General features: G+C 44.6%; 21 protein-coding genes, 2 pseudogenes and 1 riboswitch. Of the genes and pseudogenes, 8 read left to right on the top strand and 15 right to left on the bottom strand.

Features of this window, described 5'->3' with window-relative positions:
* Positions 1–85 precede the first annotated feature (85 nt).
* The 3 genes from AC6F33_RS04825 (at position 86) to AC6F33_RS04815 (ending at position 4,383) form a co-directional block, all read left to right on the top strand.
* On the top strand, positions 86–1,702 hold the full coding sequence (locus AC6F33_RS04825; RefSeq protein WP_500777854.1) for a DUF7309 domain-containing protein: 1,617 nt from the start codon (positions 86–88) through the stop codon (positions 1,700–1,702).
* A 322-nt stretch (positions 1,703–2,024) separates the two neighbouring features.
* A complete protein-coding gene (locus tag AC6F33_RS04820; RefSeq protein ID WP_500777853.1) occupies positions 2,025–3,290 on the top strand; it encodes a cation:dicarboxylate symporter family transporter in 1,266 nt (421 codons plus the stop codon).
* A 124-nt stretch (positions 3,291–3,414) separates the two neighbouring features.
* On the top strand, positions 3,415–4,383 hold the full coding sequence (locus tag AC6F33_RS04815; RefSeq protein WP_500777852.1) for a hypothetical protein: 969 nt from the start codon (positions 3,415–3,417) through the stop codon (positions 4,381–4,383).
* Positions 4,384–4,604: 221 nt separating this feature from the next.
* Here the strand turns inward: AC6F33_RS04815 and AC6F33_RS04810 are convergent, their stop codons facing one another.
* The gene (locus AC6F33_RS04810; protein WP_500777851.1) at positions 4,605–5,513 is read right to left on the bottom strand and encodes an Rpn family recombination-promoting nuclease/putative transposase; all 909 of its coding nucleotides are present in this window, start codon (positions 5,511–5,513) and stop codon (positions 4,605–4,607) included.
* A gap of 243 nt (positions 5,514–5,756) precedes the next feature.
* Between AC6F33_RS04810 and AC6F33_RS04805 the strand changes: the two are divergent.
* The 4 genes and pseudogenes from AC6F33_RS04805 to AC6F33_RS04790 all read left to right on the top strand — a co-directional run bounded on the left by AC6F33_RS04805 (position 5,757) and on the right by AC6F33_RS04790 (position 10,692).
* Positions 5,757–7,216, top strand: a pseudogene (locus tag AC6F33_RS04805) (MFS transporter).
* Between the two features lie 108 nt (positions 7,217–7,324).
* Complete coding sequence (locus tag AC6F33_RS04800) at positions 7,325–8,104, top strand: hypothetical protein (RefSeq protein ID WP_500777850.1); 780 nt, start codon at positions 7,325–7,327, stop codon at positions 8,102–8,104.
* 170 nt (positions 8,105–8,274) lie between these two features.
* Positions 8,275–9,645 (top strand): dipeptidase, encoded by a 1,371-nt coding sequence (locus AC6F33_RS04795; protein ID WP_500777849.1) that lies wholly within the window; start codon positions 8,275–8,277, stop codon positions 9,643–9,645.
* A gap of 180 nt (positions 9,646–9,825) precedes the next feature.
* Positions 9,826–10,692, top strand: coding sequence for an aldose epimerase family protein (locus AC6F33_RS04790; protein ID WP_500777848.1), 867 nt, complete (start codon positions 9,826–9,828; stop codon positions 10,690–10,692).
* Between the two features lie 59 nt (positions 10,693–10,751).
* Here AC6F33_RS04790 and AC6F33_RS04785 read toward each other — a convergent pair whose 3' ends face one another.
* From AC6F33_RS04785 to AC6F33_RS04730, 12 genes and pseudogenes are all read right to left on the bottom strand, one after another.
* The gene (locus AC6F33_RS04785; RefSeq protein ID WP_255747478.1) at positions 10,752–11,090 is read right to left on the bottom strand and encodes a hypothetical protein; all 339 of its coding nucleotides are present in this window, start codon (positions 11,088–11,090) and stop codon (positions 10,752–10,754) included.
* Positions 11,091–11,378: 288 nt separating this feature from the next.
* Positions 11,379–11,654, bottom strand: a complete 276-nt coding sequence (locus AC6F33_RS04780; RefSeq protein WP_370645958.1) for a LysR family transcriptional regulator — start codon at positions 11,652–11,654, stop codon at positions 11,379–11,381.
* 182 nt (positions 11,655–11,836) lie between these two features.
* Complete coding sequence (locus AC6F33_RS04775; protein ID WP_500777847.1) at positions 11,837–12,409, bottom strand: PilZ domain-containing protein; 573 nt, start codon at positions 12,407–12,409, stop codon at positions 11,837–11,839.
* 12 nt (positions 12,410–12,421) lie between these two features.
* Positions 12,422–12,958: pseudogene (locus AC6F33_RS04770) on the bottom strand (EAL domain-containing protein); the annotation flags it as partial.
* Between the two features lie 253 nt (positions 12,959–13,211).
* Positions 13,212–13,294, bottom strand: a riboswitch (cyclic di-GMP riboswitch).
* 209 nt (positions 13,295–13,503) lie between these two features.
* On the bottom strand, positions 13,504–13,743 hold the full coding sequence (csrA, locus tag AC6F33_RS04765) for a carbon storage regulator CsrA (RefSeq protein WP_480947616.1): 240 nt from the start codon (positions 13,741–13,743) through the stop codon (positions 13,504–13,506).
* A gap of 3 nt (positions 13,744–13,746) precedes the next feature.
* Complete coding sequence (gene fliW / locus AC6F33_RS04760) at positions 13,747–14,190, bottom strand: flagellar assembly protein FliW (protein WP_500777846.1); 444 nt, start codon at positions 14,188–14,190, stop codon at positions 13,747–13,749.
* Between the two features lie 3 nt (positions 14,191–14,193).
* Entirely contained in the window at positions 14,194–14,787 is a 594-nt protein-coding gene (locus tag AC6F33_RS04755; protein ID WP_500777845.1) for a DUF6470 family protein, read from the bottom strand.
* 31 nt (positions 14,788–14,818) lie between these two features.
* Positions 14,819–15,715, bottom strand: coding sequence for a flagellar hook-associated protein FlgL (flgL, locus tag AC6F33_RS04750; protein WP_500777844.1), 897 nt, complete (start codon positions 15,713–15,715; stop codon positions 14,819–14,821).
* A gap of 6 nt (positions 15,716–15,721) precedes the next feature.
* Positions 15,722–17,239, bottom strand: a complete 1,518-nt coding sequence (gene flgK / locus AC6F33_RS04745; protein WP_480947619.1) for a flagellar hook-associated protein FlgK — start codon at positions 17,237–17,239, stop codon at positions 15,722–15,724.
* A gap of 22 nt (positions 17,240–17,261) precedes the next feature.
* Positions 17,262–17,753: a flagellar protein FlgN gene (locus AC6F33_RS04740; RefSeq protein WP_500777843.1), complete on the bottom strand. Its 492-nt coding sequence runs from the start codon at positions 17,751–17,753 to the stop codon at positions 17,262–17,264.
* A gap of 29 nt (positions 17,754–17,782) precedes the next feature.
* Positions 17,783–18,049, bottom strand: a complete 267-nt coding sequence (flgM, locus tag AC6F33_RS04735; RefSeq protein WP_500777842.1) for a flagellar biosynthesis anti-sigma factor FlgM — start codon at positions 18,047–18,049, stop codon at positions 17,783–17,785.
* Positions 18,050–18,177: 128 nt separating this feature from the next.
* Positions 18,178–18,564 (bottom strand): TIGR03826 family flagellar region protein, encoded by a 387-nt coding sequence (locus AC6F33_RS04730; protein WP_500777841.1) that lies wholly within the window; start codon positions 18,562–18,564, stop codon positions 18,178–18,180.
* A gap of 267 nt (positions 18,565–18,831) precedes the next feature.
* On the opposite strand from AC6F33_RS04730, the gene AC6F33_RS04725 reads away from it, so the two are divergent.
* A complete protein-coding gene (locus AC6F33_RS04725; protein WP_500777840.1) occupies positions 18,832–19,602 on the top strand; it encodes a C39 family peptidase in 771 nt (256 codons plus the stop codon).
* A gap of 33 nt (positions 19,603–19,635) precedes the next feature.
* Here the strand turns inward: AC6F33_RS04725 and AC6F33_RS04720 are convergent, their stop codons facing one another.
* Positions 19,636–20,400, bottom strand: coding sequence for a ComF family protein (locus tag AC6F33_RS04720; RefSeq protein WP_500777839.1), 765 nt, complete (start codon positions 20,398–20,400; stop codon positions 19,636–19,638).
* Positions 20,400–21,845, bottom strand: a complete 1,446-nt coding sequence (locus tag AC6F33_RS04715; protein WP_500777838.1) for an ATP-dependent helicase ComFA — start codon at positions 21,843–21,845, stop codon at positions 20,400–20,402. Before AC6F33_RS04715 ends, AC6F33_RS04720 begins: the two co-directional genes overlap by 1 nt.
* Positions 21,846–21,861 lie beyond the last annotated feature (16 nt).

Genomic DNA, 21,861 nt, shown 5'->3' with positions numbered 1-21,861 from the left:
AGGCGATGAGGACTTGGACTGTGCAGCAAAAAGGGTGCAACTTAACAAAGTCATCCTATCACTTTCTGTTTTGGAGGACACACTGATGAACATTCAATTGAAAATCTCGATAAAAGGCAGTAAGCCTCCTGTTTGGGCAAGGATCCAAGCGGACAGTATGATTACCGTTTCGGATCTGCATAATTATATCAACGAACTGTTTGGTTTTGACTATAATGAGTCGTCTATTAAATTACCAAAACATCTCGGGTATTCGCTCCGCTCTGCAACAACCGATGTGGTATTCGGAGTCTTTGATGAGGAGTATGGGCAAATGACCGAATTTGGTCCGGATGCTCTGAATGACACTCATTATTTGGTTTCTGATTTTCTCATTGAACCTGGTGACAAAGGCCACTGTTCCACTCCGGATCATAGCCGACGGCTGGAAATCCTCCTTGAACCGATTAAGGATGAGTATGAGCAGCCCGTGCCTCGCTGTGTTGGGTGTAGTCGGGCAATGGTTCCCTATTTGAACGACTTATTAATGGATGAAGATGGGACATATTTTGATGATCCTTTAAGAAATCAGGCAGAGGCTGTTGAGGATCTTACTGAATGCTTGAGCATCTATCAGCTCGATGACGATGAGGAAGACCTATCTCCATTTAATGTTGATCCTTCAGACGAAGAGAATTGGTTCGATCTCTTGCGTGCTTCGGAAAGGTTTGCGGATCTTGAGCCTTGGCAATGGCTGGATTCCGATCAGGTTATTGTACTTGACCTTCGCAACCGTCCGGAATGCGTGTACTGCTGCGTCCTTGGTCAAATGGGTAATGAATTCGGTCTTGTTGCCTATGTCGGAGATGAGGGATTGGCAATGATTCATCGCCTCTTCGCACAATCGGATGCTTCTCTTAACACAACACTAACTGCCAAAGTGTTCCATCTCTCGCTGTGCAGGCGCGGAACGTTTCCGGAAGATGATCGGGCACTGTTCAGTCTATTGGGTTTGGATCTAGAACATGCGGATCATTGGCCGATGCTGCGTGTTCAAACACCCGGCTATATGAACTGGATACCGCGCGGCGAAGAGATCCTTCTATTCGCTGAGATCATTGAGAAGCTTTCAGATCTTGCACTTGATTATCGGGATCGTGCTGCGCGGTTTCCTTTTTACCAAGATCATGAATGGTTTCTTAGAAAATATGTTTTGGATGATCATGACAATGAGAAATCGGTCGATGCTACCATTGAGCCGGCGAGCAAGCAACGTGAATGGCATCATGCCGAACCACTGACCAATGCCATTGATCTTCAGCGAATCAAGAAAACGGCTCGCCAAAATAAATCATGGGTGGAACTTGGAGGCAGCTTCGCACCGTTTCCTGTTGCACAAGAAAGTGACGAGCGGCCGATTTTCCCTTGGATTGAATTCGCTGTCGATCACACGAACGAACAAGTGCTGCTTCATGCCTCAGTGATGCCTGATCAAGTAAATGAACAGTCCGTTTATGTGCGCACAGCCCAAAAATTCCTTTTAAATATGATTCAAGAAACGGCGCAGCGTCCAAGTGGCATACTTGTAGCCGATGATCACCTCTATCATGCGTTATTCTTATTATGTAAAAAGCTCGGGATCATCTGCAACCTTTCTCATGACTTGCCAAAATGGAACCAAGCATGGGAATCCTTAGTTGAATTTGTTGAAAACCAGCCTTGATTGTCCCTTTTTAAACAATGAAATCCATTAATCCGCTCAAGAACGACACGTGGGCGGATTTTTTGAATGCTGCGAAACGAATTAAGCTCTTTCTCACTGGATAAATATAACGTTCGTGTTTTTGCGTTGATGCTGTATAATGAAAGTTCGATGCAATCACATTTTTTCGACAACGGTATTTGGTCGTTCAGATTTTGGCGAAACGTTCTCCGGTCAGTTCGTTTTACTTAAGAATCATGTCTGAATGACGCTCTAGGTTCTTGCTCGTTTCTTTCATATAGAGAAATAAAGATAGAGAAAACAGTAAAGGTGGTTTCTTGAATTGAAGAGATTTGGTATGGCAACCCAAATTTTTACTGGGCTTGTTCTTGGTATTCTGGTTGGTGCGCTTTTCTATGGAAATGAAACGGTGATGGCGATTCTCCAACCGTTTGGCGATATTTTTATTCATCTGATCAAGATGATCGTGATCCCGATTATCGTATCGGCGCTGATTGTTTCAATTGCCAGTGTCGGCGATGTGAAACAGCTGGGAAAGCTTGGCGGGAAAACAATCCTGTATTTTGAAATTGTAACAACGCTGGCGCTCGGAATCGGCTTGATTGCAGCCAATGTGTTTCACCCTGGCGGTGGCATCAATTTATCAAATTTGGCGAAAAGCGATATATCGACGTATGAACAGACGGCCAAGACAGCTGAACATTCAAGTATTGTCAGTCATTTTGTGGATATTATTCCAAGCAACGTCTTTCAGTCGCTTGCCAATGGCGATTTATTGCCGGTGATCTTTTTCTCCGTATTGTTCGGAATCGGGCTGGCTACAATTGGTGAAAGAGGCAAGCCGGTGCTGAACTTCTTCGGCGGTGTCTTGGAAGCGATGTACTGGGTGACGAACCTGGTCATGAAATTTGCCGCATTCGGCGTATTCGGACTGATCGGGGTGAACGTCGCTCAGTTCGGAATTGCTTCGCTGATTCCACTAGGAAAACTGGTCTTTGTCATTTATGGCACGATGATCTTTTTTGTCGTAGTCATTTTAGGTCTGATTGCAAAATTTGCCGGAATAAATATCTTCTCGCTGTTCCGTATCTTAAAGGACGAACTGTTTCTGGCGTTTACAACCGCAAGCTCCGAAGCGGTTCTACCGAAACTGATGGATAAAATGGTGAAATTCGGCTGTCCGAAACCGATCACATCGTTTGTGATTCCAACCGGTTATACATTTAACCTAGACGGGTCGGCCATCTACCAATCCATTGCCGCGCTGTTCATCGCCCAAGTATACGGCGTCCACCTTTCACTTGGACATCAGCTGACGATGCTCGTTGTACTGATGCTGACATCTAAGGGGATGGCAGGTGTAACCGGCGCGTCGTTTGTTGTGCTGCTGACTACACTGGGAACAATGGGGCTTCCGCTCGAAGGTGTTGCTTTCATTGCCGGCATTGATCGCATTCTGGACATGCTTCGTACGGTTGTCAATGTTGTCGGCAACGGCCTGGCTGCTGTGGTTATGTCCAAATCAGAAGGAAAGTTTGACCAGGAAAAAGCTGATGCCTTTCTGAAATCGCTTCAGCAATCGTCCTGATTTTAAATACAAATTATTTATACAAAAAACTAAGTTTAGACTCCGGTTCCCGCCGGAGTTTTTCATTTAAAAAAATAGTTGACGTGCTCAATGGAAATGCGCAAGGATAGGGTAAGGTGATTACATGACTGATCAGCAAAAAATAATCGGTGGTTTCTTTTCGCTTGAACTACCCATGCGAAGCGAGTACCACAGCCAGGCACTGCGCCTGAACAGTGCGCGCTACGCGCTCGAATACGTACTGCGCGTGCGTCACTACAAAAAAATCTATCTGCCGGCCTATATCTGTGACAGTGTGCTTCAGCCGATTAAGCGGCTGAACATTGATTATACATTCTACTCTATTGATGAGCATTTTTCTCCAATTTTTGATCAAATGCCGGAGGACAATGCCTGCTTTCTTTATGTCAATTACTTCGGCATGAACAACAAGAATGTCCAAAATGTCTGCAGCAAACTAGCAAATGTTATCATTGACAATACGCAGGCGTTTTTTGAACGACCGCAGCTGCATGTGGATACCCTGTATTCGCCACGCAAGTTTTTTGGCGTTCCGGATGGCGGCTACTTGTATACCAATGCTGAAGAGCGGCTTGAGCTGGATCAGGATTCGTCCTACTACCGTTACGATGCGCTGTTGAAGCAAATTGATCTAGGGAGTGTTTCCGCCGAGCCGCTTTTTGAACAAAATGAGGCCTATTTAGATACATGCGGGATGCACGCGATGTCACGAACGACTCAACGACTGTTGATGAGTGTTGATTATGAGCAGGTGCGCACCATTCGAAATGAGAACTTCCGATTTCTTCATCAACAAATCGGCACCTACAATCTGCTGCGTGCAGACTTCACCAATGTGAACGGACCGATGTGCTACCCTTTTCTTATTGAACACGGGGAAAAATTAAAAGATTGTTTGTTGGAGCGCCACATCTATGCCAATGATTATTGGCAGGAAGTGTTGTCGCGCGTTCCCCCTGCACGTTTCGATTATAAGCTGGCGAAAAATCTGATCGCGCTGCCCATTGATCAGCGCTACACTGAGACGGACATGCGCTTCATTGCACAAATTGTTGGTAGTTTTCTGGTTTGATCGATAGGCCGATCCTTTCATCGGTTCGTTTTCCCGGAATAGAAACGCGATGACATAGCTATTTAAATCACGTAAATTCCTTACTGGATATAAACCGCATTTTAAAATCCGGGCTCCCCTTTCCAAACATTCCACAGAACAGACGATTCATGCATTGGTTATGCCTCGATTGTTATTTGCCAATAGTGTCCAAAGCTGTAATCGCATCTTCACGAATTTCTTCATTCATTGATTGCTTCCAGTTCAGTGATCTCTTTGGCACTTAATCCTGTCCACTCACTGATTTTCCCATGACTTATTCCATTTTGCAGCAGCTTTAGGGCAACCTGTTTTTTGGCGTTTAATTCACCTTTTTCAATTCCTTTTTTAATTCCTCTTTTAATTCCTCTTTCCATGCCGTCCTCCACTCCACGATCATAAGTCGAATTCGGCCATTTGAGCACTTCTTCACGGATTTCCTCCGGGAGTTTGTTCGCTTGGTCCATCAATTGATCCACCTCTTTCTTATTTAATTGAAGATAGGTCTCGAAAAATCCATTGATTATGCTTTCACGTGCTTCTCCAAGATGCATGCCGATCATCTGTCTGATAAAGGCGAGTCGAACCTGAACACGTTCCTTTTTTGAGTAGTTCATCCTGCTCATGAGCGCGGCAGCGGCCGGATTATTACTGTGAATAAATGTTCGCCAATTCATTTGGGCAAGCTCAAGCTTCAAAAAATGGAATTCGCTGATCATCATAAAATGAGGTATTTCTACCACAAATTTATCCGGTTCATCTCTTACACCATCATAACTGAAAATGGCAATGGGTAAAACAGGTTTTCGAAATTTCAGATAGATCATGATGTAGTAAAGATACATCCGTTCGGAAAAATCATCTTGATAATAGTTTTGTGCCTCAAGATGGACAATCAGAATTACAGCTTTTTTAGATTTCAGCTTCGTTTCCGCAATGATGTCCGCCCTCTTCTTGTCGCCTTCGATTAGATCCGGAAACAGTTCCTCTGAAAGGAACGTTTTTCCAGACAGATCAAGCATGTGATAAATTTTTGGGAAAAAGGCTTCGAGAAACTCATCAAAAAACTCGTGAAGCAGCACTTTGAAACGCCGATCGTGGTCAGTAGGCATGAGAGGCCTCCTTACGAGGTATGATTTATTGTTGTGAGGAATTGGGAAAGCAGGGAGTTAAAGGCGAACGTATGATCTTTCACAGTAAAAGTATAACCGAATTCCAAACAAAATGTCTAGAAAAAAATCCATGGTAAAAGGTTAATTTCTGACATATGCGGAATCGGATCTTTTGCTTCCACCCCGTTTCAATAATTATGCTATTCTTTGTACAGAGCACGAGTAACTGGAGGCTGCAGATTTATGAATACCTCAAAACCCTTAACTTATCAGGATGACCCAACCGTCCAGAAGAGACGTTGGATGATCCTGATCAGTATTAATATGTTCACATTTATGTCGACGCTTGATGCGAGTATTGTCAATGTGGCACTGCCGCAGATTTCACGTGATTTGCATTTGCCGATCGCCAGCAGTCAGTGGATTGTCACGATTTATTTAATGACGATCTGTGTTTTTATCCTGCTTTTCGGGCGGCTTGGCGACATGCTGGGCAAACTTCGCATTTTTAAGATCGGCACCGCTCTTTTTGTTCTTGGGTCGCTGCTGTGCGGATTCGGTCTAAACCTGAATTTTCTACTTGTCGGCCGCGTGGTTCAGGCCATAGGCGCTTCGATGACGATGGCTAATAATTTTGGCATCGCAACGGATATTTTCCCGAGATCCGAACGCGGGCGGGCGCTTGGTTTAATCGGCACGTTCGTGTCCTTGGGCTCGATCACTGGTCCGGGGATCGGCGGGTTGGTTGTCTCCACGTTGAGCTGGAATTATATTTTCTGGATTAACGTACCGATTGGTCTGGTGGTAATGATTCTTGGCTGGCGCGTTCTGCCTAAAGATTTGTTTGCATCAAGAGGCCGCTTGGATTGGGCGGGTACATCAGTTTTCGGCTTATTCATCATAGCCTTGTTCAGCGGACTGCTGCTTGGACAGCATTTAGGATTCAACGACGGACGTATTCTGGGATCACTTTTTCTCTCTGCTGTGCTTCTGATCGTGTTTATCATTATGGAGTGGCATATCGATCAGCCGATGCTTCAGCTGCGGTTGTTCAAAAATCTTATGTTTTCAGTCAGCATTTTCTGTGGCTATTTGGTCTTTCTCTCCAACTTTTGCTTCAACATTATTGCGCCATTCTATACCCAGGATATTTTGCATCTGTCAGCAGGCCATTCCGGACTGCTGCTGATGCTGTTTCCCATCATGATGGCTGTCATTGCCCCGTTCAGCGGCGCACTGACAAAATCGGTTCGGAAATCCTAACGTTTATCGGATTGCTTGTCCTCGTGGCGGCACAAATTGGTCTCGGTTTTCTGAATGGGGAAAGCTCAATCATCTATGCGGGTGTGTTGATTGCTCTGCTCGGTGCCGGTAGCGGATTCTTTATGTCGCCGAATAATTCCCTTGTCATGTCGACGGTCCCGAAAAATCAGCTTGGAAGCGCGGGGAGTGTCAACGCACTAATCCGAAATTTGGGCATGATCAGTGGAATCACTTTTGCGACAACGCTTCTGTTTGCCAGCATGTCGCAAGCTGCCGGTTATCAAGTAACCGGAATGATCCCGGGTCAGCCGTCCATCTTTTTACATGGCATGCACATCGTTTTTCTGGCATCTGCCGGAATATGCGCGTTCTGTGCCGTGATTACAGGCATCCGGCTCCTAAACGCACGACATCAGATGCACAGCAAGGCTGTATCCTAACGCAGTCTGTCCGTTAAAGCCAAACCTTGCAAATGAAACCTGCTCCTATGGGAAACAGTAGTATAGGAAGATACTCATTGAACGCAGGCCATACACAAGGAGCAAACGATGCAGACAACGAAGCTTACGCATACCATTCTAGACGTAATTTTGAAGATGCCGGGATTGAAGATTAATCGTGAAGAATTCTTCAGACGGTCGTTCCCAAAAGAGGATACGGAACGGCTGATTGAGATCGGACCTGCAAGCTATTTTGGACAAGCTGAACTTGAGAAACGAGCAGCACAGCTGATTCAAAATGCGACGTTGCGAAGCTCAGCGATGTCGTTTGCCGCGGGCATTCCAGGCGGTTTGGCTATCGCGGCAACGATTCCCGCCGATACGACGCAGTTCTATGCGATGGCATTGCGTCTCGCGCAGGAGCTCGGCTATCTCTACGGACGAGAAGAATTATGGAGCAATCAAGAGATCGCAACAAAAAAAGGACGTGAAACATTGATTCTCTATCTTGGTGCGATGCTCGGAGTCAGCGGTACGGGTGCATTGCTGCGTGTGCTGTCGTCCAAGCTTTCTGCTCGCGCACTCGAACGCATCCCACAGAAAGCACTGGAACAAACAATTTATTATCCGCTGATTCGCAAAGTTGCTACCTTCTTCGGTGCGAAGATAACAAAAGGAACATTCGCTCGCGGTGTATCGAAAATCGTTCCGGTCTTAGGAGGCGCACTAGCCGGCGGAATCACCTATGCCACAATGAAACCGATGGCGCGTCGTTTGCAGAAGGAACTTGCGGCAGGTTTGACCGACAATCCTGATCTGTTCGAGCAGGATTTAATTGAGCTGAAACAAATCGGCAGTGCAGAGCATTCACAGGATCATCGAAAATAATGCCTCAGTACAGGTGACTTTGGTCACCTGTTTTTTCACACTCCTATATCTCTGGGATTTACACTGTTGTCAGAATAAACTAAACTAATAATAGATTTTCTTTTAAACAGTTCTCACGATAATAATACGAGCAAGAATCGCTCAATTTTGACAGCAGGAGTTGGATCATCATGTCTAGCAAATGGAATGTGTATTTGGATGAAAATCAAGACCGTTTTCTTGAAGAATTTTTTGAGTTGCTTCGTATTCCGAGTATTTCGGCGGAGCCTGCCTATGCGAAAGATGTGCGCGCAGCAGCCGAATGGGTCGGCAGGCGTTTGAAAAAAGCGGGCATTGAGCATGTACAGACATTGGAAACCGGCGGACACCCAGTAGTTTATGGTGACTGGCTGCATGCTGACGGAAAGCCGACGGTACTGGTTTACGGACATTTCGATGTTCAGCCGGCGGAGCCGCTGGAATTATGGGATTCCGATCCGTTTGAACCAATTATTGAGGATGACAAGGTATTTGCCCGAGCTGCCACTGATATGAAGGGTAATCTGCTCTTGCCGATTGTCGCATGCGAAGCTTTGCTGCAAACAGACGGCGTGCTTCCGGTTAACATTAAATTTTTATTTGAAGGCGAGGAAGAGATCGGCAGTCGTTCGTTCAGTGGTTTCCTTGATACACATAAGGATTTGCTCGCCTGTGATCTTGTGGTCAGTGCCGACAGCGGTGTCGGAACAGAGGAACAACCAACCGTCGGAACAGGCGTACGCGGCGTATTTTCGGCACAAATCAACGTGAAGACGGCTGCCATGGACATGCATTCGGGATTCGGCGGCGGTATTGCACCCAATGCGATCCATGAATTGGTTCGGATTCTTGATTCGATGCGTGATGAGGATGGACGCATTTTGATCGATGGATTTTATGATCAGGTGCGTCCGCTTACGGATGATGAAAAGAAGCAGATCGCCAATTTCAATGCTTTTCCGGATGCGATGCGTGAAAGTGTCGGCTTCAAAGAATTCTATGGTGAACCGGAATTCACGCCAATGGAACGCGGAGTTGCGCGCCCTACATTGGAAGTCAACGGTATTTGGGGCGGTTACCAGGGCGCCGGTGGCAAAACGGTTATTCCATGTGAAGCACATGCTAAGATCACCGCGCGGCTCGTGCCGGATCAGGATCCGAAAAAAATTCAAGCGTTGTTTGAGCAGCATATCAAGGCACACACGTTTCGCTCAGTAGAAGTTACAGTTGAGGACAAGCACGGAACGCCTCCATACCGCGTTCCTGGCAATGATCCTGCGCTAAAAAAACTCGAACACGTATTGGAAGAAATGACGGGTCACCCGGTCAAGCGCCAATGGGCCGGCGGATCGGTCCCGGTGACCAGCCTGTTCAAAGAAGTACTCGGAGCAGAAACGTTATCGCTTGGCGGTTCGCAGGATGATGAACGTCCGCATGCACCGAATGAATTTTACCGTTTAAGCAGTTTCACACGTATTCAAAAAGCATACTGCCTGCTCTTGCAGGAATTGGCTAAAGAATAAAAAAATTATAGGAACAAAGCTGCTGAGTTTGTTGGCTCAGCGGCTTTTTGATTTTTTAACAATCTTTTTTGTTATTTTTTTCACGCAATTAATGTAAGCGTATTAAAAGTTTGATAGAGTAGTTATGTAGGACGGCAGAGTTTTCCAGTCGTTCATAAAACAATAAATCGAGGGATCGACATGTATCAGATTAAAGAATTTGATCAGCAAGGCTTGCATTTCTTTCGACTAACAGATGGGACTTCTTACGTTGATATCTGTCCGGAACGCGGCGGTATGGTGACCGCTTTCCATACGAATGGCGAAGACGTCCTGTTCATGAACGAAGCCACGCTTTTTGACACGAGCAAAAATGTACGCGGCGGCATCCCAGTTCTCTTCCCGATCGCCGGTCAATTAACCAATAAATCCTATGAATGGAAAGGCGTTCCTTATTCCATGGACAACCATGGACTGGCGCGTACCAGAGCTTGGGAAGTCACAGGTCAATCCGCTGATCATGACCACTCAGCGCTGAAAATCACGTTCCACAGTTCAGAGGATACGCGCAAATCCTATCCATTTGACTTCGAAGCTGTGCTCACATACACATTGGCAAACGGTGAATTGACGATCAGTCAAACCATCAGCAACCTTTCAAGTGAAGCAATGCCGGTCTACCCAGGCTATCATCCATATTTTAAAATGACAGATCAACAGCTTCGTCTAAACAGCAGAGCAGTCAGCTATTTGGATTACAATGATCATGAAACCAAGCCGTTCAACGGTGAAATCAATATGAAGGGATTAAAAGAGTCTGTCGTGCTGCTGGACAGTGGTGACCCGCAACTGGTCTTTGATTTCAACGCGACGAAAAAAATCGTGATCAGCCAGGATCCACGCTATCGCTACACCGTATTATGGGTTGAAGGCAATCAGCCATTCGTGTGTGTCGAGCCATGGACTGCACTCACCAACACACTTAATGAAAATAAAGATGAATTGCTCATGGTAACGCCTGAAGAACCATTGGAACTGAGCATCAAAATCCGTCTTAGTGAACGATAAGTTGAAAAATTAAAAAAGGCCGCTCCATTTTGGGGCGGCCTTTTTAATCGGTAGTTCATTTAGCTGATGCGGCGCTTTTGCTCTCTAATCTGGCTAAGCTCCGCTTCCAATTCCAGTCTGCGCTGCTTTAGCGCGTACAGCTCATTGGTTATTCCTTCGGTAAGCTCGACATTGCGTTTACGCAATTGTTGATACAGGCCGAGAATTCTGCGATTGACATAACCGAGCTGGACACGCAAGTCACTTGCTCTCTGGCGATCACGGTCAGCTGTTGCCTTTACAAAAGCTGCCAAACTATTTTTTATTTCCTTTTGCCATTCATGATCCTTGATTTTCGCAGCGAAGAGATACAGGTCCAGATAGTCATCGACTTTGGCGTCATTCGGATGATTCATCACGTGTTGCATCCTCCTTTTTATAACAGCCCACTTGTTTCCATTTTTCATCCTGTTGCATGGCTTATGCAACAATGGATCTTAAATGTGACGATGGACTGTTCATTCCTTCCGAAAAAAGTGTGTTTTGTCCATTTTATTAAAAAAGTCGCTTTTTTGTTACACTTTACAATTGTTTGAAAAATAAGCAGGCGCTTTGCCCCATTATGTCGGGGCACGACACATTGTATTTGTGCATCAATTAATTTTTCTTATTTTAACGTGAACTGCTCAATCTGTCAAAGATTTATTTCATATAGGATGCATCGTGCATATTTTTGCAAGCTCGGCTCTCGCTTCATGACACAGTCGAGTAATGCCTTCTGCGTACGGTAAAAGTATTTTTCCATTCTCATACAAACTAATTGTGCGGTCGGTGTGAATGAACAGAGGCACATTTAATTCCTTTTCGAAGTTTTTAATTCGTGTACGAACAGAAGGTTGGGTTAAAAAGAGTGCACACGAAGCATGACGGAATCCATTATGTCTGACAACTGCGAGGAATGTTTCGATTTGATCAATGGTCAATGGTCATCACTTTCCTTTCTCTCACGCCACAGCGTCTGAATAAAGACCATGGCAGTTGTTCATTGACGCAAACATCATCATTGCACTGATATTTCGGATAATTTAGTTTTTTGATAAAAAGAATCCTCTAAAAATCAATTGGAGGCTTCTCAAATTATTACCAATCCTTTGTCATCCGTAAATCAGCGGCTGATTGCAGAGTTCAAAAGCTTTTTTGACAATTCTTTTTGATTCATATAAGATTGAATTTCCGTCTCTTCCTTGGCACTTGGATTCACAAACTGAATACCATAATTTACTGTTGGACATCCATGTTTTGTTTCCTTTCTCATCACTTCGCCTCTAACATGAATGATCGTGCCATCGTCTTTGGCAAAGGACAGAAATACATGAACCTCTTCCTTAATGGGAAAATCAATTCCGCATTTAATTTTCATTCCGCTTACACTAAGATCAAGCATTTCCACGTCAATTGATTTATTATTCAAACCTTGCAGAGTCTGTTCGCCAAAATCAAGGACACGTACCGTACACTTTTCTCCGTTCAGTTCAATGCGGTAGTGACGGCGGCGTTCTTTTGGTTCCTTTTCACGATCAAATTCGCTTTTTTTGTAAATCTTTTTCCTAAGATCCGTAATGAGCAAGCGATCTCTCTTCAAAATATTGTTGTAGTACATAATGAATGCAAAGAGAACAGCGAGCAGGAAAATACCTTCAATTCCGGCACCAAGGACTATAATTGCGTTTTCTGACATAGGTACATCACCTTATATAGATTGAGAAATAGGCTGCGGCTTACCAATAGCGAAACCCTGTGCATACGAAACGCCAAGCACTTGCGCACAATCAATGTCGCTTTCGGTCTCCAACCCTTCAAAAATCAGCTTTACATCGAACCGATTACAGTAATGAACAAGAAATTCGACGTAGGCCTGTTTCTTATTTGACTTGCTTAAACCAATTGAGAAATAGCGATCTAATTTTATATAATCAGCATTAATTTCGATTGTTCGATTAATGTTGTCAATCCCTTTACCAAAATCGTCGACCGCAATTAAGATTCCCGTTTTTCTCAAAGCTTTCAAAGCTTGTGTAAGTTTGATAAAATCTGTTATCATCTCATGTTCGACGATTTCCAACACAATCTGGCTAGCAGGAATGGAGCACTGATCAATGAGCCGAAGAATAAACGTAGCAAAATTCGGATGAAGAATCGTTGATGGGTAAACATTAATAAACAGTTTTCTGCCTTTTTGAGCAGGTCCATCCTTGACGAAGGTACACAGTGCCTTTCTTATTGAATGTGCATCAAATTCAAAGAGCTTTTTTCCTGATTGCCAGTCGGTATGCTCGTTCCGAGTTTAGAAAAACCTTTGAGCGAAAAAGTGCTTCATACCCTTCAATTTCTTTTGTTTGCAGATTGACAATCGGTTGATAATGATGAAAAAAATTTTCTTTCCTGAGATAATAAAAAAGCCACATGATTCACTCGCCCCTTTTTGACTTCAAAACGGCGCACCGAAATAAATGTGGGAGTAGAACGATCATTGCTTCCCTTTCGGTAACCCGGCTGCCATAGCATGAACCGTAGGCCCGTGGCTTTGCGACCCTATTTTTCAATAGGTGTGCCATTTCGATTGAAAATAGTTTTTTTAATGTATGAACATTTTTGCACAGTGGGGATAAAGATTCAAGACTTTTGACCTTTTTTCACCTTTATATAAAATTTTTCAATCATTAAGGTACATGTAATCGTTATTATGCTGTTTTTCAAATTGAATTTTATCACTTTACATACGATTTTCTCATTAAAGAAATCCAAATAAAAAACACGGTTGCCCGCGTCTGTTTAATGATCCTTCTTCTTCATTGATTTCATTGTATTCAGAATGTCCGCGGGGAGTTTGCTGGTTGCCGCGGAATTATTTTCTTTGCGAATTGCTTCGTAGATCTCGCCGCGATTCACATCAACTTCGCGTGGTGCCGTGATTCCCAATTTTATTTGATCACCGGATACCGCTACGATTTTCACTTCAATATCATCACCGATACGTATCGACTCGCCAAGTTTTCGGGTCAAGATGAGCATCGGTTACACCCTCTTTTCCTGGAGCTGCGCGGTAAGCGGCATTCGAAGAGAGTAATCGGATTGCTCGGGTATATACTGCTTGCCAACTTTTTTATTTACATTAATGATGACCGGTGCATTTAAATTAACCGTGGAGTCAGAAAAAGGATTACGTACGCTGACAATTACCCAAACGGCCACATCCTCCTGCGAACGAATCTCGAGCTGTTTCACAAAATGGTCGGGTAGATCAACGCTGTAATTCTCAAAATAGTAAAAAGGTGAGGTAACAATGAATGCGACCTCTGCATCGTCTACCGACTGAAGGATGGAGAAGGTTTCGCCAAATGGCTGAATAATGAACCGATGGTCGTGTGCAAATCCGGGAAGCCCAGACGAAAACGCTATAATATCTGTTTCTTTGATTTCCTGTTCGCCAAAATACTTTGTTTGGATGATCATAACCATTCGTTATCCTTTCTCGTCAATAAAAATGCCGACCGCCTGAATATCAAGTGATGGATAATGCTCCATGGAAATGTTAACCTGTCCGGGCTGATCACTATACTCCGGCGCATTAACGGTCGCTTGAATCAATGGTGAATGAGTTTGCCAATTCACCTGCAAAGTTGCGGGGGTCACATCATAAGTGACCGCTTGAGACGCAGGTGTGTTACCCGTACTGTAATGGGTACCAATAACCGCCGCATTCACATTATCGGCGGCCTGCTTCGCAAACAGATTTCTTCCTTTACTGCGCTCGATATGCAGAAGCTCGTCTCCTTCTTGAGAATGACGGGCAATTCCTTCAAGTACCGCTTGCTTGCCGGCATCTGCTGCCTCGGCAATACGTACTCTTGCCGATTTCAGATCAAGATTATGCCATCCTGCTGACTGGTCAATCTGCACATGTGCCGGTTCTCGGTCAATCGTCATGTCTGCTTTTGGCTGTTGTATAGATTGTTCTGCCTTTGGTTGACGGATTGTTTGCGTCGCATTTTGTGTACTTATTGATATTCTGCCGAAAACTTGTCTCATTTCTACATGCGGAAGAATTTTAGCCATCTCATCGTCCTACCTGCATCTGTTGAATTTATTAATTTAAAAAGTCGACAAGGGACGTTTGGATAATTTTCGCACCGACGGAAAGCGATGCATTGTAAACGTTTTGCTGTTGATTTAATTTCACAATGGTTTCTGCATAATCTGCATCTTCATTATTGGACATGATTTTCGTTGCAACTGTCTTTTGATCAGCAAGACGATTTTGCACCATATCAATTCGGTTGGTTTTCGCTCCCAGATCAGCCTGGGCACTGGCAACTTCATCCAAATGTGTATCCAGCTTTCCAAGATATTCACTGATTTGGCTGCCTGTCGCTGTGCCTTCATTCAAATCCGTTTTCAGTTGATTTAAATCTTTAAATAGCTGGTCATTGAAAACCGAGTCCGGACTCACATTAATCGTCATTTGAATGCCGTCGTTCACTGCAACATTGAAATTAGGATTTTGCTGTGCCAAATTGTTAATCGTTACTGTTCCGTCAGATGCTTGAGTGAGTAATGGGTTCGCGGAATCACTTCCACTGAAAATATACTGGCCGCCAACCTGTGTATTCCCCAAAGTAACCAGCTGCTGTGTCAATTGGCCCACTTCCACGCCTGCAGCCGCACGTTGATCGGCTGTATAGGTGTCCGTGCTCGCTTCAACTGTCAGCTCGCGAATACGGTTGAGTACATCATTGACCTGTTGCAGTGCGTCGTCGGAACTGTCCAGCCACTTATAGGCATTCGTAACATTTTTCTGGTATTGCTCTACATGACTGACATCCGTACGGTAAGATATACCCATCGTGGCAACCACCGGATCTTGGGATGCACGCGTGATTTTTTTCCCGGTCGACAATTGATTCTGATAATCGGCCAGTTGGCTGTAGCCACTGGAGATATTTTTCAGTAAACTATTGGACATCATACTTTGTGTTACCCGCATCCAATATCACCCCATTTTATTGATTAATGTATCCAACATTGTATCCAGTGTCGTTACGACTTTTGCAGCTGCAGCATACGAATGTTGAAATTGGATTAAATTTGTGAGTTCTTCGTCAATGGATACCCCGCTGATGGATGATCGTCGATTTGTTGCTGCATCAAGTATCGTTTGCGAACTGCTCGTGAATTGATCCGCTGATTGAGCGTTCACTCCGATTTGACCAACCAAACCTTGCAAATAATTTTTCAGGGTCATTTCTTCACCATTGGGATCAATTGCGAACTTATTGGATGCGATCACATCAGCCATCGCAGTTGCTCCGCTGTTGTCGCCGCTTGGCATACCTGAATTTGCCGATGTAATGTCACTTCCGCTTAACTTGCTGTTTACATGAAGGTTTAATGCTGTCACCGTACCCGCATCGTTGTCCGTTCCGCTACCGAGAAAAAAGACGCCTTTCGTGTCTGCTTTATATCCCGCTGTATCCTTATAGGCGTTGTTAAACTCCGTTGCCAACGTATTCGCCATATTGTCCAAACTTTTTAATACACTCGGATAATCGTTAGTGTAGGCATCAATTTGGCCTTGTAGTTTTCCGGAAAAATTAGTCAGTGTGCCTGTGGATACCGGAGTCGTGTCATCCGATTGCATCATGGATATCGTAACTTTTGGGTTCGATGTATCCGTTGTATCGATATCTGCTTTCAGATGATTATTCGTCAGTGCCGCGCCATCGACCAAAGTTGCCTTTGGCTCATAAGAGTTGCCATTTGCATCAACAATTTCAATGGTATACTTTCCTTCGGCGAGCGGTGACGGATTGCCGCCGCTTGGGTCTTTGCTGACTTTTATATTAACCAGCTGAGCGATTTTATCTGTCAATGCGTCTCGCTCATCATATAAGTCATTCGCTAGAAAGCCGTTCGCTTCCTGCTTGTTAATTTCCTGATTGAGCGCGTTGATTTGATCAGCATAATTATTAACAAGATCCGTGTTCGCTGTAATTTGCTGATTTAAATTATTTTGAACCTTTCCTAATGACACAGCGATGTAATTAAAGGTATCAGCCAATGCCGCACCATCCTCTAAAACAACCGTTCCTGTCCCGCTTGTCGAGGAATTGTTGGCTAAATCCTGCAAAGACTGCCAAAAGCTGTCTAGCTCAGATGAAATACCAGTATCGGTCGGCTCATTCACGATATCTTCCATTTGGCTGTACGCATCGTTCAGCGCACTCCAATAGCCGTTCTGGTTGGAACTATCCCTGACTTGAAGATCTACAAATTGATCACGGATACGAACAACTGCTTCGTCATTCACTCCGGTCCCCAATTGACCTGCACTTCGATCGGCGTTAATGCCGATACCCGGATAAGAGAGCCATGTTGCCAGATTGACGCGTTGACGCGAATAGCCGTCTGTATTCGAATTCGATATATTATTTCCTGTTGTTTGAATGGCTGACTGTGTGACCTGCAGCGCTCGCTGCATCATGTTTAAGCTGGAAAAAATCGGGATCACCGGTTAGCACCTCCGTCTTAAATTATGTCCGAGAATCAATACGTCCGCTGAAGACGGATGACGGAGATTGTCCGCCTCTTGGATTCTGATAGTTATTCAATGTGCGCGTTTTTGGCTTCAGCAAGCCGATATTCAGCTTAACCCACAGCAAAGAATCACGAAGAAGTTCCTGATTTAACGTATTTGCCTGTTTAAGCGTGTACACGCTCTTTGCCAAATCCAGGTAAAGGTGTTGCCACTTTTCCTGCTCATCCTCAGGAATAATCGCTTGTTCCCATTCTGAAAATGTTGCTTCAGAGCGTGAGTCGCCTAAATCAGATTGAATCGCAGCAATACGTTCCTTCTCAAGCCTGCTCAGTTCATCGACGAATGGAGTTTCTTCTTTTGTGATCGTGCTCACCGTCTGAGCGTCTCCATTCTTAATCGCTTCGCATTTGCGTTCAGCAAGTTTGCAAAGCGCATCATGCTGACTGATCATTGTTTTGACTATTCGTTCCATGCACTCAGCAGACAATCTTCTTCACTCCTCGTTACCAAATTCCCTTACTGCCTGTTCCAGAATCCGTACATTTTTTCCGCAATACTTTTTGCCGGAACATGGTAAGTTCCGTTCTCAATTTGCGATTTTAATTGCTCAATTTTATCCTGCCTGGCTTCGTCCAGCTTCTGTGTGCCTTGCAAACGTTTCGCCGCACTGGAAATTTCTACTTTATCATTTGTCTTGGATGCAGCCGCTTGCTGTTCGCCGAGCTTCGCTGTCTGATAATTATTCGTGTATGATTGTACCGGTTGGTAACCATTTATTTTCAATGAATTCACCTCATCTCAGAGGAATTTGCCGTATCATTATCATTTTTATTTACATTGTCTCTTTCTATGTCTGTTCATACTTTATATCGGCAATACAGAGAAATTCTTTAACTTCTATTCCTTTCCCTTCACGTATGATAGGTCTTGCCTTTGAAATTGGTCTGCGAATCATCAATTTGTTCCTGCTGCATATCGCGTTCCAGCTTTTTCCGGCAATGCTCGCATAAGGTACCGTTTTGTATCGTTCGCCCGCATGATCGGCATGGATAGCCAAGGTTGGGAAAAACAGCCGTTTTTAGTCTGCCCTCACGAATCCATTGATAAATCCAATCAAGATCAACATCTGTTGCTTCATGAACTTGTGTCACCGTGGACATTCTGTTTTCTTGTTTGCGTATATAGCTGTAGACTGTGTCAAACTGCTTTTCCTGTTCATTTAAGCAGTCCCGACAATAGGGTGAAGATACGCGTACAAAAAGTTTTCCGCATCCTTTACAATTTTCGAGTTCCGGCAATTCAATTCCTCCTTGCATAACAACTAAGAGCCGTAAGAACGCTGCTTGTTTCGTCTGCTCTTATTATCGGCATGAAGTCGGTAAATTTTAGCGGAACTGTTACAAATTAAGCCGAAAAGGCTACGGATATGGTGGTACACTAACAAAGCACTGCCATTACCTCATGCTATAAGACAATGCAAAAATGCGTTCACAAATCAAATAAGCTAAATGCAGCACAACCGATACGATGCGGCAAACAATCTTGAATCGAAAGGAGATCGCATATTGCGCTTTAAAAAGCATTGGTTAAGCTGGTTTCTTGCTTTTGACATCGTGCTTGCAGCACTGCTCTTTGTGCTTTATTCACCTGGAAACCGATCAATCGGGAAAAGGTGGATATCCGATGTTTCCTATGAAGCAGAACAGATTAAAAACGAGACAACCGGACAACCGAGGAAACATTCCGTTCGCATCGATGCCCCATTTATTCTTCAAAAACCGGAATTGCCACGGGGCTGTGAGGTTACTTCATTGGCGATGCTGCTGCAGAAAGCAGGCATCCAAGTAGGAAAAATGGAACTGGCTCATGAAATCAAACGTGTGCCCTATTATCAAAATCAGCAATTCGGAGATCCGGACGTGGGCTTTGTCGGCAGCATGGAAGATGCCACAAAACGAGGATACGGCGTGTATCATGAACCGCTCGCACTACTTGGACGCCGTTACCTTCCCAGCCGTATTATTGACTTAAGCGGCAAATCATTCGACTCAGTACTTTCACAATTAAATGATGGTATTCCAGTAGTCGTAATCACGAATGTTACCTTTAAGCCGCTCTCGAAGAATTATTTTCATTATTGGCACACAAGAGGAGGTACAGTTAAAGTAACGAATCAGGAACATGCAGTGCTGGTTACGGGCTACGATCAGAATAAAATTATTATTAATGATCCGCTCAGAAAAAAAGATACGATTGCGAACCGCGCATCATTCATAAATGCTTGGGAACAGATGGGCAGTCAGGCAATCAGCTATCGAAAATCATCTCTATTCTGAATCATACTTCGCAGTGCTTCGATGCGAAGTTTTTTATCCGTGGATCAGTGTAAGAGAATCCACTCTCGATGGATTTCCTTCTGACAACGCGCGAGCAGCTAAGCGCATCGTTGCTCCGGTCGTGTAGATGTCGTCAATCAACAAGACCTTTTTCCCAAAGATGAGTGATGTATATTCTTTTTCCAGACGAAAAGGTGTCTCGCGCATCATCAATCGTTCATGGCGCGTTTTCTTACTTTGTTTTGGTTCATGTTTTACCCGAGTGAGTGCGTTTAGGATCGGCATATCAAGTGTCTCGGCCAGCACTTCTGCCTGATTAAATCCCCGCTCCGCAAGCCGTTTCATGCTGAGCGGTATGGGCACAAGAACGTACTCTTCATCATGTGGACGAAATAAACTGAAGGAATTCTTCAATCGTTGTTCCTTCTTTATCCTCCGAAAGATTTTCTTCATTTCATCCGCAAACCCATCTGCTAATACTGAATCCCCGCGAAACTTGAATTGATTCAAAATATCTTTGATGAATGCATTGTAGTGATAAGCTGCATAATTTTTTTCGTATAAACCGTTTCTGCCGCTCTTTTTCCATTGCGTGCAGTCATAACAGATATGTTCATGCACCAATTTCGGATCAAGTATCGAAAGATCTCTGCCGCATAATTGGCAGCTGTTTTGAACAGCAATTGGTGCCAGTTGTTCTCTGCACGAACGACAAAACCCGGTTTTGTCCTCTGCTAAAAGCAGTGTGCGAAAAGTCAACACCTCAGGCTGATCCGCACCGCAAAACAGACAGCGCATCAATGAAAGCCCCCGATCTGATTCATATGCTCAATTTGTTTGCGTGCGCGAATCATCGCCAGTGTCTTGCCATTATGAAAAAAAAGAACATCACCGGTTGGAGATTCAGCCGATCTTCCGACACGTCCTGAAATCTGAACAAGCGCGCGGTCATCAAATACAGGATCATCAGCTCCAACCACGCAAACCTCGACACCCGGAACAGTCACACCGCGCTCAAGAATAGTTGTCGTAACCAAAATATTGATTTTTCCTTCGCGAAAATCGCTGACCTTGTTATGGCGATGCGGATCTTCAGCATGAACACCTGCTGTCCTTTCAAAACCGCATCGCTGCAAAAGCTCTGTTAAATCGCGAGCTAACGTAACAGAGGGAACGAACACAAATACTTGTCGTTTTTGATTTATTTTTTCGCTCAACCATTCGCAAAGCAATGAAGGCATCTGCCCTTTGCGAATCATCTGCATCCAGTTGCCGATCCATTGAAAGCGCGGCTCGGGCAGCGGATGCCCGTGATAGCGTCTAGCGAGCATGACACCTCGCAATTTTCCTGATGCGTAATCATTCGTCAAATCAGCAGGCGGTGTTGCTGATAAATAGGCGATCGGAGCACCCGGCTTAGCTGCCTTTCGAACGGCGAATTCCAGCATCGGATCAAAATGATAAGGAAATGCATCGACTTCATCGATAAAGATGCAATCAAAGCAATTAGAATAACGGATCAATTGATGGGCAGTCGACACAACGAGCGGTGCATTCGGGTTTGATTCTTCGCTGCCTGCGTAGAGCCCGCTGATCGGAACATCCGGGAAAGCCGCACGCATTCGCGGCAGAAGCTCACGGACGACGTCAGTTCTCGGCGTTGCCAGCACAACACGCCGGCCATTCAGCAGCTGATGTTCAATGGCCGGATAAATCATTTCCGTCTTGCCGGACCCGGCGACAGCCCAGACAAGAAATGATTTGCCAATCTGAAGTGTCTGATTCAGTGCTTCGGCAGCCCTACTCTGTTCATCAGACAATGTACCGTTCCACGCACATAGGTGGGTATTCTGATGAATAAACCGATGATTTAATGCAGGTTCAGGACCGCACCAAGTCACCAGTTTAGTACATGACCGCACGATTCCCATCGTCAAACAGTGACGGCAGTAGACGCACTTTTTCTGACAGCGGCCGCACGTGCACGTTGCAAACGTTTCTTGATCACGATTGCCGCAACGAGCGCACAACCATTTTTTTCGGCCAGTCAGCAAATCAAAGATACTTTCATTAAGCGGTACAATCCCCGGACGGACAGTAACATGGCCGCTCTTCACATAGTCTTTAATCACTTTTTCAGGAAACGGGAGTTCTTCAGCACGAAACTCTCTACCGTGCAATGCATGCTGAACATCGGAATAATCATTCGGGAGCAAACCTTTACTGCGTGAAAGCAAGAGCATAGACAAACCTTCTTTC

It is taken from the genome of Sporolactobacillus sp. BBK16-2 (assembly GCF_059878335.1).
Note: the sequence above shows the minus strand (reverse complement) of the source record. Positions and strands in the feature narration are given on the sequence as shown.

Coding starts and splice junctions, on each gene's coding strand:
- AC6F33_RS04825 (WP_500777854.1), top strand. CDS start 86: ATGAACATTCAATTGAAAATCTCGATAAAAGGCAGTAAGCCTCCTGTT.
- fliW (WP_500777846.1), bottom strand. CDS start 14,190: ATGGTTATGATCATCCAAACAAAGTATTTTGGCGAACAGGAAATCAAA.
- AC6F33_RS04815 (WP_500777852.1), top strand. CDS start 3,415: ATGACTGATCAGCAAAAAATAATCGGTGGTTTCTTTTCGCTTGAACTA.
- AC6F33_RS04800 (WP_500777850.1), top strand. CDS start 7,325: ATGCAGACAACGAAGCTTACGCATACCATTCTAGACGTAATTTTGAAG.
- AC6F33_RS04755 (WP_500777845.1), bottom strand. CDS start 14,787: ATGGCTAAAATTCTTCCGCATGTAGAAATGAGACAAGTTTTCGGCAGA.
- AC6F33_RS04775 (WP_500777847.1), bottom strand. CDS start 12,409: ATGTCAGAAAACGCAATTATAGTCCTTGGTGCCGGAATTGAAGGTATT.
- AC6F33_RS04795 (WP_500777849.1), top strand. CDS start 8,275: ATGTCTAGCAAATGGAATGTGTATTTGGATGAAAATCAAGACCGTTTT.
- csrA (WP_480947616.1), bottom strand. CDS start 13,743: ATGCTCATCTTGACCCGAAAACTTGGCGAGTCGATACGTATCGGTGAT.
- flgL (WP_500777844.1), bottom strand. CDS start 15,715: ATGCGGGTAACACAAAGTATGATGTCCAATAGTTTACTGAAAAATATC.
- AC6F33_RS04720 (WP_500777839.1), bottom strand. CDS start 20,400: ATGCGCTGTCTGTTTTGCGGTGCGGATCAGCCTGAGGTGTTGACTTTT.
- AC6F33_RS04790 (WP_500777848.1), top strand. CDS start 9,826: ATGTATCAGATTAAAGAATTTGATCAGCAAGGCTTGCATTTCTTTCGA.
- AC6F33_RS04715 (WP_500777838.1), bottom strand. CDS start 21,845: ATGCTCTTGCTTTCACGCAGTAAAGGTTTGCTCCCGAATGATTATTCC.
- AC6F33_RS04810 (WP_500777851.1), bottom strand. CDS start 5,513: ATGCCTACTGACCACGATCGGCGTTTCAAAGTGCTGCTTCACGAGTTT.